The sequence below is a fragment of the Burkholderia sp. ABCPW 14 genome (assembly GCF_001523835.1).
Lineage (GTDB): Bacteria > Pseudomonadota > Gammaproteobacteria > Burkholderiales > Burkholderiaceae > Burkholderia > Burkholderia mayonis.
Genome location: NZ_LOVS01000113.1, coordinates 77,454 through 93,942, shown reverse-complemented (window position 1 = coordinate 93,942; position 16,489 = coordinate 77,454). Strand labels below are relative to the sequence as shown.

Annotated in this window: 12 protein-coding genes and 1 pseudogene; 5 read left to right on the top strand and 8 right to left on the bottom strand. The window is 70.1% G+C overall.

The genetic code is table 11. The annotated features are described in order from the left end of the window. Positions 1–222: 222 nt before the first annotated feature. From WS62_RS17965 to cobU, 4 genes are all read right to left on the bottom strand, one after another. On the bottom strand, positions 223–1,131 hold the full coding sequence (locus tag WS62_RS17965) for a cobalamin-binding protein (RefSeq protein WP_066573363.1): 909 nt from the start codon (positions 1,129–1,131) through the stop codon (positions 223–225). An 80-nt stretch (positions 1,132–1,211) separates the two neighbouring features. Continuing rightward, positions 1,212–2,231, bottom strand: a complete 1,020-nt coding sequence (gene cobD / locus WS62_RS17960; protein WP_066573362.1) for a threonine-phosphate decarboxylase CobD — start codon at positions 2,229–2,231, stop codon at positions 1,212–1,214. Then, positions 2,224–3,168 (bottom strand): adenosylcobinamide-phosphate synthase CbiB, encoded by a 945-nt coding sequence (gene cbiB / locus WS62_RS17955; RefSeq protein ID WP_066573359.1) that lies wholly within the window; start codon positions 3,166–3,168, stop codon positions 2,224–2,226. Before cbiB ends, cobD begins: the two co-directional genes overlap by 8 nt. Continuing rightward, positions 3,162–3,719, bottom strand: coding sequence for a bifunctional adenosylcobinamide kinase/adenosylcobinamide-phosphate guanylyltransferase (gene cobU / locus WS62_RS17950; protein ID WP_066573356.1), 558 nt, complete (start codon positions 3,717–3,719; stop codon positions 3,162–3,164). Before cobU ends, cbiB begins: the two co-directional genes overlap by 7 nt. Before the next feature lie 27 nt (positions 3,720–3,746). Here cobU and WS62_RS17945 point away from each other — a divergent pair. The 3 genes and pseudogenes from WS62_RS17945 to WS62_RS17935 all read left to right on the top strand — a co-directional run bounded on the left by WS62_RS17945 (position 3,747) and on the right by WS62_RS17935 (position 7,062). Beyond that, positions 3,747–5,356: pseudogene (locus WS62_RS17945) on the top strand (cobyric acid synthase). 470 nt (positions 5,357–5,826) lie between these two features. Continuing rightward, positions 5,827–6,243 (top strand): DoxX family protein, encoded by a 417-nt coding sequence (locus WS62_RS17940; RefSeq protein WP_066573351.1) that lies wholly within the window; start codon positions 5,827–5,829, stop codon positions 6,241–6,243. Between the two features lie 195 nt (positions 6,244–6,438). Then, complete coding sequence (locus WS62_RS17935; RefSeq protein ID WP_066573348.1) at positions 6,439–7,062, top strand: ParA family protein; 624 nt, start codon at positions 6,439–6,441, stop codon at positions 7,060–7,062. Between the two features lie 137 nt (positions 7,063–7,199). Here the strand turns inward: WS62_RS17935 and panD are convergent, their stop codons facing one another. The 4 genes from panD to WS62_RS17910 all read right to left on the bottom strand — a co-directional run bounded on the left by panD (position 7,200) and on the right by WS62_RS17910 (position 10,354). Beyond that, a complete protein-coding gene (gene panD / locus WS62_RS17930) occupies positions 7,200–7,586 on the bottom strand; it encodes an aspartate 1-decarboxylase (protein WP_059469203.1) in 387 nt (128 codons plus the stop codon). Positions 7,587–7,639: 53 nt separating this feature from the next. Continuing rightward, positions 7,640–8,479 (bottom strand): pantoate--beta-alanine ligase, encoded by an 840-nt coding sequence (gene panC, locus WS62_RS17925; protein ID WP_066573346.1) that lies wholly within the window; start codon positions 8,477–8,479, stop codon positions 7,640–7,642. Between the two features lie 806 nt (positions 8,480–9,285). Then, entirely contained in the window at positions 9,286–10,161 is an 876-nt protein-coding gene (locus WS62_RS17915) for a segregation and condensation protein A (protein WP_066494053.1), read from the bottom strand. A 4-nt stretch (positions 10,162–10,165) separates the two neighbouring features. Beyond that, positions 10,166–10,354: a DUF3460 family protein gene (locus WS62_RS17910; protein ID WP_066494052.1), complete on the bottom strand. Its 189-nt coding sequence runs from the start codon at positions 10,352–10,354 to the stop codon at positions 10,166–10,168. Positions 10,355–10,563: 209 nt separating this feature from the next. Here WS62_RS17910 and WS62_RS17905 point away from each other — a divergent pair, with 209 nt between their 5' ends. Further along, on the top strand, positions 10,564–12,381 hold the full coding sequence (locus WS62_RS17905; protein ID WP_066573343.1) for an autotransporter assembly complex protein TamA: 1,818 nt from the start codon (positions 10,564–10,566) through the stop codon (positions 12,379–12,381). A 13-nt stretch (positions 12,382–12,394) separates the two neighbouring features. Next, complete coding sequence (locus WS62_RS17900; RefSeq protein WP_066573340.1) at positions 12,395–16,489, top strand: translocation/assembly module TamB domain-containing protein; 4,095 nt, start codon at positions 12,395–12,397, stop codon at positions 16,487–16,489.

Here is a 16,489-nt window from a genome sequence, read left to right as displayed (position 1 = left end):
CCGTTCGAATCGATGAGCGTTACGGCGAACTGCCGAATCGCCTTCGGGCGGGATCGAGCGATGTGCGCGGCATGCCGCGGCGCGTGGGCGTCCGACCGGTTCCTGACCGAAGTCGATCGAACGCCGGCGTGCGCGGACAGGCTCCGGACGCTCCCGTCGAAGACGAGCGATGCGCCCGCGCATCTCGCGGCATTGTCAATGCGACGGAGGCAAGACGCCGCTTCACGGCTTCGGCCGCCGAGACCGCGCGACGTCGAGATCCCGGCACAGCGCTTCGGCCCCTTGCGCGATGCGCGGCGCGGGCCGCGTCAGCAGATCGCCGTCGATCGCGAAGAGATTGCCGCGCGCGACCGCCGTCATCTTCGGCCATGCGCGCCAGCGTGCGAAGTCGGGCAGTGAATCGCGCGTCGCGGTTGCGCCGGCGGCCGTCGTCACGATCGCTTCCGGGTTGGCTGCGAGCACCGCCTCGTCGGTGACGGACGGCGCGATCGGCTGCAATTGCGCAAACACGTTGCGCCCGCCGCACAGCGCGATCACGTCGCTGACGATGTGATCGCCGTTCAGCGTGATGAGCGGCTTGTCCCATGCCTGGAAGAACACGGTGACGGGCGGCTTGTCCGCGTAGCGCGCGCGAAGCTGCGCGATCCGCTGCCGGTACGCGTTGGCCGCCGCCGACGCGATGTCGCGCGTGCCGAACAGCATGCCCAGCTTGTCGAGCGACGCCGCGACGTCGTCGAGATGCCGCGGCTCGCTGAAGTAGAGCGGGATGCCGAGCGCGCGCAGCCGCTCGGTCTCGCGCTCGGCGTTGCCGTGGCGCCAGACGACGATCAGGTCGGGCTTGAGCGCCGCGATCCGTTCGAGATCGAGCGCCTTGTTCGAGCCGACGCGCGAAATCGCCTTCGCGGCGGGCGGGTAATCGCTGTACGACACCGCGCCGACGAGCCTCGCGCCGCCGCCCGCCGCATAGATCAGCTCGGTCACGTGCGGCGCCAGGCTCACGACACGCTGCGCGGGCGCGGCGAGCGTGATCGTGTGGCCCGCGTCGTCGGTGACGGCGATGCTCGCGCACGCGGCGGCGAACGGAAGCGCGCAGGCGCAGGCAGCGGCAAGACGAAAGAGGGCGGCGCGCATCGGCCTCGATCTCGTCGATCTCGTCGATGTTGTCGATCTTGTCAATTTCATCGATCCCGGCGGTCTCGTCATGTCGCCCGTCAAGCGGAAAGCATCGGTACGCACTCAGCGAGCGCATGTTCGAGCTGTCGCCATTCTTCTTCATGAGCGGGCAGCCCGATCCGCACGCTCGGCGCGTGTGCGAAGTAGCGGGTCCAGATGCCGCGTGCGGCGAGCGCTTCGTGCAGCGCGTGCGCGCGCGGATCGGCGGTCCAGCCGAAGAGCGGCGTCGCGTGCGTGACGAAGCCGTTCGCGCGCAGCAACGCGGCCACGCGCGCGCCGTCGCGCGCGAGCCGCTCGCGCGTCGCTTGCTGCCATGCTTCGTCGGCGAACGCGGCGAGCACCGCATGACGCGCCGGGCCGCTGACGGTCCACGCGCCGAGCGTGTCGCGCAGCCGCTTCAGCAGCGCGGGCGCGGCGAGCGCGAAGCCCGCGCGCACGCCCGCGAGCCCGAAGAACTTGCCGACCGAGCGCAGCACGACGAGGCCGTCGCGGTTCGTTTCGGCGGCGAGCGACGTGCTCGCGGGCGCGTCGGCGTCCGCGAACGCCTCGTCGACGACGAGTGCGCCGCCGCGCGCGGCGAGCTGCGCGTGCCATCGCAGCAGTCGCGCACGGTCGACGCGCTCGGCGGTCGGGTTGTTCGGATTCGCGACGATCGCGTATGTGAGCGATGCGGGCAGCGCGTGGCTGCCGTAGTCGAGCGACGCAATCGCATGGCCGTGGCGCGCGAACGCGGGCGCGTACTCGCTGTACGCGAGCGGCGCGACGCCGACCGTGCCGCGCTCGAACAGCGCGGGCAGCGCGCGGATCGCCGCCTGGCTGCCCGCGACGGGCAGCACGTGCGCGGCGCTCGGCGCGCCGTAGTAGCGCGCCGCGTGCCCGGCGAGCACGCCGTCGTCCTCGGGCAGCCGGCGCCATGCGTCGGCGGGCACGGGCGGCACCGGATAGCCTTGCGGATTGATGCCCGTCGACAGGTCGAGCCATGCGTCGCGCGGGATGCCGTAACGGAGCGCGGCTTCGTGCAGATTGCCGCCGTGCGCGATTATCGGTGCGTCAGCCATGATGCGTGGCGATCGTGAGGGCGGCGCCGGCGATCAGCAGCGCGAGCCAGAGAATCATCGTGCGCGCGACGAGCGACAGCGCCGCCGCGACGTGCCTGGGCGCTGCGGGCTCGCCCGCGCCGAGCACCGGGCGCGCCTCGATTTCGCCGTGATAGACGGCGGGGCCGCCGATCACGACGTTCAGGCTGCCGGCGCCCGCCGCCATCACGGGGCCGGCGTTCGGGCTGTCCCAGTGGCGCGCCTGCGCGCGCCAGCAGCGCCATGCGTTCGCGGTGTCGCCGAGGAGCGCATAGCTTGCCGCGGTGAGGCGCGCGGGCGCCCAGTTGAGCGCGTCGTCGATGCGCGCGGCCGCCCAGCCGAAGCGCGCGAAGCGCGGCGTCCGGTAACCCCACATCGCGTCGAGCGTGTTCGCGAGCCTGAACAGCAGCGCGCCCGGGCCGCCCGCGACCGCGAACCAGAACAGCGCGCCGAAGATCGCGTCGTTACCGTTCTCGAGCGCCGATTCGACCGCTGCGCGCGACAGCGCGGCTTCGTCGGCGGCGCTCGTGTCGCGCGAAACGATGCGCGACGTCAACGCGCGCGCGGCCGCGAGATCGCGCCGCAGCAATGCGGCGGCGATCGGCGCGATGTGTTCGGCGAGGCTTCTCGCGCCGAGTGCGAACCACAGCAGCGCGACATGCAGCGCGGCGGCGAGCGGCCACGGCAGCGTCGCGACGAGCCATGCGGCGAGCGCGACGGGCGGCGCGACGACGGCGAGCCATGCGGCGAGGCCGGCGAGCCGGCCGCGTCGGCCGGTGTTGAGGAGGCGTTCGACGTGCGCGGCGAGCCGGCCGAAGCCGACGAGCGGATGCGCGGCGCGTGGCTCGCCGACGAGCTTGTCGACGACGCAGCCGGCGACCGCGAGGAAGGCGACGGCGGGCAGGGACAGCATCAGCATCGCGGATCGCCTTCGTGCTTCACCGTGACGGGCAGCCCGGCCACGCACAGCGTGACGCGCGTCGCGAGCGCCGCGATGCGCTGGTTGACGCGGCCGAGCGTATCGACGAAGCGGCGCGTATCCGCGCCAAGCGGCACGACGCCGAAGCCGATCTCGTTGCTGACGACGATCACCTGCGCGCGCGTCGCGCGCAGCGCCGCCTCGAGCTCGGCGACGCGCGCGTCGCACAGTGCGTCGTCGACGCCTTGGCCGTCGGCCGGGCAGAGCAGGTTCGTGAGCCAGAGCGTCAGGCAATCGACGAGCACGCACGCGTTCGGCTCGTCGAGCTGCATGATCGCGCGCGCGAGCTCGACGGGCGCCTCGACGAGCGCCCAGCCGACGGGCCGGCGCGCGCGATGGTGCGCGACGCGCTCGGCGAATTCGTCGTCGGCGACGCGCGCGGTGGCGATGTAGGTGACGGGTCGGCCGCCGGCGGCGGCGAGCCGTTCGGCGTGCGCGCTCTTGCCCGGGCGCGCGCCGCCGAGAACGAAGGTGAGGTCGCGCGGAGTCATCGCATGATTGTAACGGGCCGCGCGATAATGCGGCCTTCGCCATTTGTCTTTGTCGCGCGCCGCGCGTCGCGCATTTCGAATCCACGATGACTGCCAACGCCAACGCCAACGCCAACGCCAACGCCAACGCCAACGCCAACGCCAACGCCAACGCCGCGCTTGCGCGCGGCACGCTGATGATCCAGGGCACGACGTCCGATGCGGGCAAGAGCACGCTCGTCGCGGGCCTGTGCCGGCTCGCGCGCCGCGCGGGCGTGCGCGTCGCGCCGTTCAAGCCGCAGAACATGGCGCTCAACAGCGCGGTGACGGCGGACGGCGGCGAGATCGGCCGCGCGCAGGCGCTGCAGGCGCTCGCGGCCGGCATCGACGCGCACACCGATCTGAATCCCGTGCTGCTGAAGCCGACGGGCGACCGCGGCGCGCAGGTGATCATCCACGGCAAGACGCGCGCGAACCTGAACGCGCGCGCCTATCACGACTACAAGCCTACCGCGATGCGGGCGGTGCTCGAATCGTACGGCCGGCTGCGCGGCGCGTACGATGCGGTGATCGTCGAGGGCGCGGGCAGTCCCGCCGAGATCAACCTGCGCGAAGGCGACATCGCGAACATGGGGTTCGCGGAAGCGGTGGACTGCCCGGTCGTGCTCGTCGCGGACATCGATCGCGGCGGCGTGTTCGCGCATCTCGTCGGCACGCTCGCGTGCCTGTCGGACAGTGAGCGCGCGCGCATCCGCGGCTTCGTGATCAACCGCTTTCGCGGCGATCCCGCGCTGCTCGAGCCGGGGCTGCGCTGGCTCGAGCAACACACGGGCAAGCCCGTGCTCGGCGTGCTGCCGTATCTGCACGGGCTCGCGCTCGACGCGGAGGACATGCTGCCCGCGCGCGCGCGCACGTCGGCTTCGCGGCGCGACGCGGGCGTGCTGCGGGTCGTCGTGCCCGCGCTGCCGCGGATCAGCAACCACACCGATTTCGACGCGCTGCGCGTTCATCCGCGCGTCGATTTCACGTACTGGAAGAGCGGGCCCGTGCCCGACGCCGATTTGCTGATCCTGCCCGGCTCGAAGAACGTGCTCGCCGATCTCGCGTGGCTGCGCGACGCGGGCTGGGATGCGCTGATCAAGCGTCATCTGCGCTACGGCGGCAAAGTGATCGGGATCTGCGGCGGCATGCAGATGCTCGGCCGCGCGCTCGACGATCCGCATGGCGTCGAAGGCGCGGCGGGCGCGACGAGCGCGGGTCTGGATCTGTTCGACTACGTGACGACGCTGATGCCGGACAAGACGCTCGTCAACGTGACGGGGCGGCTCGCGTTCGCGGACGGCGCGCGCGTATCGGGCTACGAGATCCACATGGGGCAGACGCGCGGGCCGGCGCTCGCGTCGCCCGCGCTGCGGCTCGCGGGGCCGGGCGGCGAGCGGCCGGACGGCGCGGTGTCGGCGGACGGGCAGATGCTCGCGACCTATCTGCACGGCCTCTTCGACACGCCTCACGCCTGCGCGGCGCTCCTCGAATGGGCGGGGCTCGGCGGCGCGGAGCCGGTCGACTATCCGGCGCTGCGCGAGGCGTCGCTCGAGCGGCTCGCCGATACGCTCGCCGAGCATCTCGATCTCGATCGCGTGTTTGCGGCGTTCGCCTGACGGGCGTCGTCGTCGCTCGAAGTTCGGGGCTGGCCTGCGTACGTCGAGCGCGTGCGTGGGGGCCGTGGGCGGCGGTGGTTCGGTGATTTGGTCGCGCGCTGGTTCGGTGCCGGCTGGCCGGCCAGTGCCGAGGCGCGACGCGAAAGGACCCGGCCGGCTCGACGCCACCCATGTTCACTCGTTTCGGGGCTTCGAACGCATTCCCTTGCATTTGTCGGCCGACGGCGAGGCCGCGCGTGCGCTCGGTGCTTGGTGTTCTGCGAGCGATGGACGACGGGCAACGAGAGACGGACGGCACAAGGCACAAGGCACAAGGCACAACGGCCTCGGTCGCCCCCTCCGGCCCGCCTCGTTTTATCGGCGATTAATTCCTTTTGAGAATTAATTTAAGTTAAGGCGGCTGTTTTTCAGCGAAAACGGTTCGAATAAAGTTCGTTCCATCCAAACTTCGACAAAAAGGAAACCCCAACATGGATTCGAACCGTATGAACGACATCGGCGCTGCATTGCTGCGCGTCGCGCTCGGCGTGCTGTACCTCGCGCACGTCGCGCAGAAGGTGTTCGTGTTCACGCTGCCCGGCACCGCACAGTTCTTCGCGTCGATCGGCCTGCCGGGCTGGCTCGCGTACGTGACGACGGTCGTCGAGATCGTCGGCGGCCTCGCCCTCCTGACGGGCGTGCAGGTGCGGCTCGCGTCGCTCGTGCTGCTGCCGTTCATGCTCGGCGCGACGATGACGCACGTCCCGAACGGCTGGAGCTTCGCCGCGCCGCATGGTGGCTGGGAATATCCGGCGTTCTGGGCGGTCACGCTCGTCGTCCAGGCGCTGCTCGGCGCCGGCGCGTTCGCGCTGGGCGGCGCGCGCGGCCTCGTCGGCAAGGCCGCATAAGCGGCGTCGCGGCCGCCGCGACGGCCCGGCTGCGGCGTTCGACCGCGGCCGGGCCATCGTCCGTTCGCCCAATGCGCGGTCGCCCCTGTTTCGGTGCAAGCGCATTTGCCGATATCATCGCACCCTGTATCCGCATCTTTCGCGGCGCGTCGCCTGTGCCAGGCGTCGCGCCGCGCGGCTTCTTCGGGGGAATTCATGACGGTGATCGTGGTGGCGAATCCGAAGGGCGGCGTCGGCAAGAGCACGCTGTCCACCAATCTGGCTGGGTATTTTTCGGCGCAGGGCGCGTGGGTCGCGCTCGCCGATCTCGACCGGCAGCAGTCCGCGCATGCGTGGCTCGACCTGCGGGCGGCCGCGCTGCCCGCGATCGAGACCTGGGCGCTCGATCCCGATTCGCCGTCGAAGCCGCCGCGCGGCCTCGAATACGCGATCGTCGACACGCCCGCCGGCCTGCACGGCAATCGGATGAACGTCGCGCTCGAGTTCGCCGACAAGGTGATCGTGCCGCTGCAGCCGTCGATGTTCGATATCCTCGCGACCCAGCAATTCCTCCAGCGCCTCGCGAGCGAGAAGGCGGTGAAGAAGGGCGCGATCGAAGTGGGAATCGTCGGGATGCGGGTCGACGCGCGCACGCGCTCGGCCGAGCAATTGCACCGCTTCGTCGAGGGGCTCGATCTGCCGGTGCTCGGCTATCTGCGCGACACGCAGAACTACGTGCAGCTCGCCGCGCACGGCCTCACGCTGTGGGACGTCGCGAAAAGCCGCGTGGAGAAGGATCTCGAGCAGTGGCTGCCGATCGTCGAATGGGCGCAGAAATAGCGCGCCGGCCGGTGCGCTGCCGGCCGATTGGCTCGCGGGAGCCGGCGGTTTTGGGGCGGTTTGGGGCGGCGTCGGCGGTTTCGGGGCCTCGCAGGTTCGCGGCGAGGCATTGACTCGAGCGGCCGGCCGAACGCCGTTCAGGTCCAGTTCTGCGTCGGCACGTGGTCGCGGCTGCCCTTGATCTTGTTGTCGTCGCCGACGAACACGAGATCCGGCTTCCAGCCCGCCTTCAGCTCTTCCTCGTCGATCATCGCGAACGCGGCGATGATCACGAGGTCGCCCAATTGCGCGCGGCGCGCGGCCGAGCCGTTCAGCGAGATCATCCCGCTGCCGCGCTCGCCCTTGATCGCGTACGTCGAGAAGCGCTCGCCGTTGTTGATGTTCCAGATGTCGATCCGCTCGTTCTCGACGATGTTCGCGGCTTCGAGCAAGTCCTCGTCGATCGCGCACGAGCCTTCGTAATGCAGCTCGCAGTGCGTGACCGCCGCGCGGTGAATCTTCGATTTCAGCATGTGGCGCTGCATGATGGCTCCCTTGGTGCTACCAGACGATGAGCAGTCGGCTTCGTGGCCGGCCGTCAGATTTCCAGATTGTCGATGAGGCGCGTGGCGCCGAGCTTCACGGCCGCGAGCACGACGAGCGGCTCGCCCGCCTCGGTTTCGGCCGCGCTCGGCGCGACGAGGTTCGCGCGCCTGCGGATCGACACGTAGTCGGGCTTCCAGCCGCGCGCGGCGAGGCTGTCGACCGCGCGCTGCTCGATTGCCGCGAGGTCGCGCTCGCCGCCCTGCACCGCGTCGCGCACCCGCGCGAGCGTCTTCGCGAGCTCGGGCGCCTCCGCGCGCTCGGCCGGGCTCAGATAGCGGTTGCGCGACGACAGCGCGAGGCCGTCGGCGTCGCGCACGGTTTCGGCCGCGATGATGTCGACGGGTATTGCGAGCTGCTGGCACATCCGGCGCACGATCATCAACTGCTGGTAGTCCTTCTTGCCGAACACGGCGACGCGCGGCTGCACGCACGACATCAGCTTCGTGACGACCGTGCACACGCCGGTGAAGAAGCCCGGGCGGAACTCGCCTTCGAGGATGTCGCCGAGATCGTGCGGCGGCTGCACGCGATATTCCTGCGGCTCAGGATACATGTCGCGCTCGGTCGGCGCGAACAGCACGTAGACGTTTTCCTTCTGCAGCTTCTCGATGTCGTCCTGCAGCGTGCGCGGATATTTGTCGAAGTCCTCATTCGGACCGAACTGGAGCCGGTTCACGAAGATGCTCGCGACGACGGGATCGCCGTGCTGGCGCGCGAGCCGCATCAGCGACAGGTGTCCCTCGTGCAGGTTGCCCATCGTCGGCACGAACGCGATGCGGTTCTGGCCGCGCAGTTGGTCGCGCAGTTCCTGGATCGAGCTGATGACTTTCATGAGTTGGCGGTTCCTCGCGCGATGGGCGCGTTGGCCGCGCGAGGCGGCGTGGTCTGGATCGTCGTGGCCGGGACGCCGCGCAGGGCGTCGAGCGTCGGCGATTGTAGAGGATTTGCCGTTTTAGCGCATCGATAAAAGCACGGTCGTTCACTTTAATCGGCGAAGGCACGGCGTGGGAGCGGCAATCAAATGGGGCAGGACCGACATGCCGGCGACGGCGAGCGCGTTGTCGAAGCCGCCAACGCGCAGCGTGCGGTGGCGGCGCAATCACGCGCTGCGGCGGAACGGTCGGGACACGGCAAGCGGGAGGGCGAGCCGTATCGGCCGGGCGCGTTTCAACGGAGCGGGCGTGTCAGGCGCGGGCCGGCAACGCGCGACCGGACGAGTGCGTGCAACGGCGAGCACGCGATCGGAACCGGGGATGGCGGATCGCCTGCAATCACGGCGGCGCATGCGAATCGGCGAATCAATACGACGAGATGCGGATGCGTATCGACGGCCGACGCCGTCGGCGGTGGCAGCAATCGACGCCGGCGAGCGCGCGGCGCGCATGCGCCGAGTGCCGAGTGCCGAGTGCCGAGTGCCGAGCGCCGAGCGCCGAGCGCCGAGCGCCGAGCGCCGAGCGCCGAGCGCCGAACGCCGAACGCCGAACGCCGAACGCCGAACGCCGAACGCCGAAGCGGCAATCTACAGAGGAAATGACCGCGGCCCAGGCCCAAGCGCCCGAGCGAGGCTCGCCGAACCAGCCGCCATATTCGAAAAAGGACCGGCGCTTGGCCGAACGACGGACTCGCGCGCGCGGCCGCTCAAGCCGGCAGATAAGCGAGCCGCACGTAGATCGGCGCGAACGGCTCGGCCTGCGTGATCTCGACGAGCGATTCGCGCGCGAGTTCGAGCATCGCGATGAAGTTGACGATGACGACGGGCACGCCGCGCGACGTGTCGAACAGATCGGCGAACTCCATGAAGCGCGCGTTCTGCAGCTTGCGCAGGATGAGGCTCATGTGCTCGCGCACCGACAGCTCCTCGCGCGAGATCTTGTGATGCTGGACGAGCTTCGCGCGCTTCAGCACGTCGGCCCACGCGACGCGCAGGTCGTCGGCGTTCACGTCCGGGAAGCGCGGCGTGATGCTCTGCTCGATGTACACCTCGGCGCGCAGGAAGTCGCGGCCGAGCTGCGGGAGCTGATCGAGGCGCTGCGCGGCGAGCTTCATCTGCTCGTACTCGAGCAGGCGCCGCACGAGCTCGGCGCGCGGGTCCTCCGCTTCCTCGCCCGTGTCCGCCTTCTTCACGGGCAGCAGCATCCGCGATTTGATCTCGATCAGCATCGCCGCCATCAGCAGGTACTCGGCCGCGAGCTCCAGGTTCGATTCGCGGATCTGGTCGACGTAGCCGAGATATTGCGCGGTGACGTCCGCCATCGGGATGTCGAGCACGTTGAAGTTCTGCTTGCGGATCAGGTACAGCAGCAGATCGAGCGGGCCTTCGAACGTTTCGAGAAAGATTTCGAGCGCGTCCGGCGGGATGTACAGGTCCTGCGGCAACTTGAAGAGCGGCTCGCCATACAGGCGAGCGAACGCCGCGACGCCGTCGACCGTGTCGGGCGTCGAATCCGCGCCCGCGGGCGCGGCGATCGCGTCTTCGGGCTGCGCGCTGGCGCTGGCCTCGTCGGCGGCGCTCACGGCGTCAGAAGTTCTGGTAGTAGACGTACGAGGTCTGGTGCACGCTCGATTGCTGCTGCGTGTCGCGCTCTTCGAGGTCGATCGGCTGCTTGTCCCACAGCAGCGAGCGGCCCTTGCGCTGTTCTTCTTCGAGCGTCGGCTTTTGCTGCTTCAACTGATTCAGGAATTGCGTGATGTCGGACTGGTACGGCATGGCTTGGCTTTCCGTTCTGGGCCGGGCGCGGCGCGCCCGCGAATGCGATCGACGGGATTTTACCGCAACGCGGGGAACAGCCGGCGGCAAAACGGCGTCGAAAGCGCGATCGTCGTGCGGCAATGTGGCCGAAAGCGCGTCCTGCGCGCACCGCACTGTGTTCAAATGACGGCTTTGGTCCGACGAAATTCTTACAACGGAGGTCTTGTTTGGCAGGGCGGGCACCACGACAGCATGCTTTTTCGCGCGCCGCGCGCGGCGCGCCGAGCCGGGCGCCCGGATGGCACGCATTTGCGCGGCGCGGCTTGCACGTGCTGCTCGCCGGCTGCGCGGCCGCGCTCGCGGCACCCGCGTTCGCGAAGTACGCGGTCGAGATCGACGCGCCGCGCTCGGTCAAGAGCCTGCTCAAGCAGCACCTCGACATCGCCCGCTTCGCGAAGCGCGACGACTTGAGCGTCGACCAGTTCGAATTCCTCGTGACCGCGACGCCGCAACAGGTGCGCGAGCTCGCCGCGACGGCCGGCTACTTCTCGCCCGTCGTGCGCACCGACGTGCGCACGCGCGGCGGCGAGCGCCGCGTGACGGTGTCGGTCGAGCCGGGCGCGCAGACGGTCGTGTCGGCCGTCGATCTGACGTTCGACGGCCCGGTCGCGAGCGAGGACCCGAAGCAGGAGACGGCGACGCGCCTCGCGTTCTCGCTCAAGCCGGGCGACGCGTTCACGCAGTCCGGCTGGGACGACGCGAAGAACGCGGCGCTCAAGCAATTGCAGGCGCGCCGCTATCTCGGCGCGAAAATCACCGCGTCGGAGGCGCGCGTCGATCCGCGCACGCGCGAAGCGAGGCTCGCGGTGACGTTCGCCAGCGGGCCGACGTTTACGATCGGCGAGCTCGACGTGTCCGGCGTGCGCCGCTACCCGGAGAAGATCGTGCGCCACGTGAATCCGCTGTCCGCCGGCGAGATCTACGACGCGAAGCGCATCGCCGAATTGCAGCGCCAATTGCAGAACACGCCGTACTACGCGAGCGTCGCGATCGACGTATCGGACGACGTCGCGCGGCCGCTCGACACGCCCGTGCACGTGAAGGTCAGCGAGTATCAGTACAACAGCGTGCGCGGCGGGATCGGCTACGCGACCGACACGGGGCCGCACATCCAGGGCTCGTACACGTATCTCGACACGTTCGGCGCCGCGTGGCCGCTGTCGGTGTCGGGGCGGATCGACCAGATCCAGCAGTACGGACAGGTCCAGCTTTCGATGCCGCCCGGCCCGCGCGGGTGGACCAACAGCATCCTCGCGTCGTACACGAACACGAACGTGTCGGACACGCGGATCTACAGCGCGCGCATCGGCGCACAGCGCACGCGCGCCGGCCAGTTCATCGACTATACGTACTCGCTGATGTTCTATCAGGACCGGCTCGACCAGAACGGCGCCGGCCCGACGACAAGCCGCGCGCTCGTCCCGCAATGGGCGTGGACGCGCCGCAACGTCGACGATCCGCTGTTCCCGCGCTCGGGCAACCTGATCCATGCGGAGGCCGGCTTCGCGGTGAAGGGCGTGCTGACCGACCAGACGTTCATTCGCGGCTACGCGCGCGGCCAGCAATACGTGCCGATCGGCAAGCGCGATCTCTTCGTGTTTCGCGCGGAGCTGGGCGGCGTGTTCACGAGCGGCGGCTCGTCGGGCGTGCCGGCGTCGCTCCTCTTCCGCGCGGGCGGCTCGAACTCGGTGCGCGGCTACGGCTATCAGAGCATCGGCAATTCGGTCGACGGCTCGGTGCTGCCGACCAAGTATCTCGTGACGGGCACGGCCGAATACCAGCACTGGTTCAATCGCGACTGGGGCGCGGCGACCTTCTTCGACATCGGCACGGCGACCGACGCATGGGGCGAGAAGGTGTTCTATCCGGGCGCGGGCGTCGGCGTGCGCTGGCGCAGCCCGGTCGGCCCGGTCAATTTCGATCTGGCTTACGGCTTGAAGAACAAGAGCGTGCGTCCGTATCTGACGCTCGGCATCGCATTCTGATTTTTCATTTGGCATGACGAAGGACGTATCCGACCCGACTCCACCCAACGCGCCGGACGGCGGCGCGCCCGACGGCCCGCGCGATCCCGCGCCGAACAGGCGCTCGCGCGGCCGGCGCGCGTTCGCCGCGCTCGCGTGGACGGCGCTCGTCGTCGTCGTGCTCGTCGCCGCGACGGCGGGCGCGCTCTTCGCCGCCGCGACGACCGAGCGCGGCACGCAGCTCGCGTGGCACGCAGCCGTCAAGCTGCTCGGCGGGCGGCTTTCGGGCACGCTCGAAGGCGGCGCGCTCGCGACCGGCGTGCGGCTTACGCGCCTCGCGTGGACGAGCCCCGATGGTTCGGGCACCGAAGTGAGGATCGATCGCGTCGCCGGACGCTGGGCGCTCACGCGCGCGCCGTGGCGCTTCACGATCGCGTCGCTGCGCGCGGGCGCGATCGACGTGCGCGTCGCGCCTTCGCCGCCTTCGCCGACGGTCATGCCGCAGGATCTGCAACTGCCGCTGCAACTCGCCATCGAGGATCTGCGCTTCGACAAGCTGCTGATCCACGAAGCCGGCTCGACGACCGAGCTCGACAACCTGATCTTCCGCGGCGCGAGCGACGGCCGTCGCCATGACGCGACAGTCGAGCGCCTCGACACGCCGTTCGGCGCGCTGACCGCGAACGCGCGGCTCGACGGCGTGCGGCCGTTCGCGATCGATGGCGGCGCGACCTACGCGGGCAAGCTGTCGGGCGAGCCGGTCGATGCGCGCGCGCGCGTGTCGGGCTCGCTCGAAGCGCTCGTCGCGGAGCTCGACGCTTCGGGGATGAAGCTCGCGGGCCGCGCGCACGTCGAGGCCGCGCCGTTCGGCGACGTGCCGCTCACGCGCGCGTCGATCGTGTTCGATCACGTGAATCCGCGTGCGCTTTCGCCGAGCGCGCCCGTCGCCGATCTCGCCGTGCGCGCGCAGCTCGAGCCCGCGACGCCCGATCCGAAGACGCCGAAGGCGTTCGTCGTCACGGGCCCGGTGTCGATCGTCAACGCGAAGCCCGGCACGCTCGGCGACGAACTGCTGCCGCTCGTCGACGCGCACGCGAACGTGCGGCTCGACGCGCACGCGCAGCGCATCGACGCGCTCGAGGTGCGCACGATCCGCGACGGCAGCGTGACGGGCGGCGGCGCGCTCGCGAACGGCCGCGGCAAGTTCGATCTGAAGGTCGCGAATCTCGATCTGAACGCGTTCGTCGCCGCGCTGCGGCCGATGCGGCTCGCGGGGCCCGTCGGCGTCGCGCTCGAGCACGGCGCGCAGACGGTCGACTTCGATCTCGCCGACGCGAAGCTCGCGCTCGGCGCGAAGGCGAAGATCAAGCTCGACGCGAAGCAAACGACGATCGCCGACGCGCGCGTGACGGCGGGCAAGGGGCGCGTCGAGCTCGCGGGCGTGCTCACGCACGACGCGCGCTCGACCTACGATCTGAAGGCGAAGCTCGTCGACTTCGATCCGCTCGCGCTGGCGGCGGCCGGTGCGTCGTCCGCCGCGAAGCCGGGCGGCGGCAAAGGCGCGAAGGGCGGGATTATCGCGAAGGGCGGCAGGCGCGGCGGCAACGCGAAGGTCGCGCAGAGATCGGCCGGCCCGCGCGCGGGCGCGGCGCGCGTGAACGGCACGCTCGCGGCGACGGGCGCGCTCGCGCCCGGTTTCTCGACGAAGGCGCAGTTCAAGCTCGGCGACAGCGTCTACGACGGCCTGCCGATGACGGGCGAAGGCACGGTGCAGACGGCGGGCTCGCGGATCTTACCGAGCAACGCGAACCTGTCGATCGCGGGCAATCAGGTCGACCTGCGCGGCAGCTTCGGCGCGCCCGGCGACCGGCTGCGCTTTTCCGTCGACGCGCCGCAGCTCGAGCGTCTCGGCTTCGGCCTCGCGGGCCTCGTGCGCGCGAACGGCGAGCTGACGGGGTCGTTCGCGCATCCGAACGTCGTCGCCGAATACACGGCGAGCGGCGTCGTGTTCGGCTCGAACCGGATCGGCACGGCGCAAGGCCGCGCGGACATTCGCGACGGCGCGAAAGGCGCGCTCGTGTTCACCGCCGACGCGAACGACATCGCGCTCGGCTCGATCAGCCTGAAGACGCTGTCCGCGCATCTGAACGGCACGCGCGCGAAGCACACGTTCGATGCGACCGCGCTCGGCATCGCCGAAGGCCGCGTGATCAATCTCGCCGTCGCAGCGAATGGCGGAGTGGTCGAAGCGCGCGACGGGATGCGCTGGGACGGCACCGTCACGCGCCTGTCGAACCGCGGCACGCCGTCGATCTCGCTCGACACGCCGCTCGCGATCTCGGCGGGCGCGCAGCGCGTGACGCTGAGCGCGGCGAAGCTGTCCGTCGAAGGCGCGACGCTCGATCTGCAATCGTTCGCGCTCGAACGCGGCAAGCTGCGCACCGCGGGCTCGATCACGAACCTGTCGGTGGCGCGCGCGCTCGAGATCCGCGCGGAGCTCACGGGCAAGCGCTCGCCGCTGCGCACCGATCTGATTCTCGACGGCGACTGGGACGTCACGCTCGGCGACACCGCCGCCGGCCATGCGCAGATCAAGCGCAGGAGCGGCGACGTGACGATCGCAACCGGACGCGGCGTCGCGTCGCTCGGCATCGGCGACCTGTCGGCGCGCGCGACGTTCATGCCGGGCAACCGGCTGAACGCGACCGCGCACGCGCAGGCGACCCGCATCGGCACGCTCGACGCGAGCGTCGCCGTGCCGTTCGCGCTGCGCGACGGCGTGTTCGGCATCGCCGAGGACGGTCCGCTCACCGGCCGCATCGACGCGGACGTGCCGGCGCTGAAGTCGACGGGCGGCCTGTTCGGCCCGGGCTACCTGCTCGACGGGCGCGCCGCGCTGAAGCTGACGGTCGCGGGCACGCCCGCGAAGCCGAAGCTGTCGGGCACGCTCTCGGGCGACAACCTGTCGGCGACGCTCGTCGACCAGGGCGTGCAGCTCAAGGACGGGATCGTGCGCGTGAAGCTGACCGAGAACCTCGTCGAGTTCGAGCAAGTCGAGTTTCACGGCGGCGACGGCACACTGCGCGCGATCGGCCGCGTGCGGCTCGACGGCAGCGAGCCGGACCTGACGGCGAGCATCGTCGCCGACAAGCTCGAGCTTTTCGCCGCGCCGGACCGCAAGCTGTCGCTGTCGGGCAAGGCGGTCGTCGAGAACGACACGCCGCGCGGCGGCATCGCGATCAACGGCAAGTTTACCGTCGATCGCGCGCTGTTCGATCTGCCCGAGGAGGCGGCGCCGCACTTGTCGGACGACGTCGTGATCGTGCGTCCGGGCAGCCTCGAGCGCGGCGAGACGAAGACGGGCACCGCGATCGCGAAGCCGGCGCCCGCGACCGAGAAGCCCGCGCCGTCGCTCGCGCCGCGCGCGAACATCGACATCGGCCTCGGCCGCGACTTCCGCTTCAAGGGTCACGGCGCGGATCTGCGGCTCGCCGGCACGGTGACGGTGATGAGCGCGCCCGGCGTGCCGCTGCGCGCGGTCGGCAACGTGCGCGTGACGGAAGGCTCGACCTATACGTCGTTCGGCCGCAAGCTCTCGATCGAGAACGGCTTCTTCACGTTCAACGGGCCGGTGTCGAATCCGGGCATCAACATTCTCGCGATGCGCCGCAATCAGGAAGTCGAGGCGGGCGTGCAAGTGACGGGCACGGTGCAGTCGCCCGCCGTCAGGCTCGTGTCCGAGCCGAACGTCAACGACAACGAGAAGCTGTCGTGGCTGCTGTTCGGCCACGGCACCGACCAGGGCAACAACCTCGGCCAGCAGAATGCGATGACGACGGCGCTCGCGCTCCTCGGCAGCGCGACCGGCAAGCGCGTCGCGCAGACGGTCGGGCTCGACGAAGTGTCGGTCGGCCGCAGCGACGTCGGCCTGACCGATCCGCAGGTCGTGCTCGTGTCGAAGGCGATCAACGAGCGCTTCGTGCTCGGCTACGAGCAGGGGCTGCAGTCGGCGAGCAACGCGTTCAAGGCGACGATCAACCTGACGCGGTTCTGGGCGATATCCGCGTATGGCGGCACGTTCCAGGGCGTCGACCTCAACTACACGCGGCGCTTCGATCGCTGGTGGTGA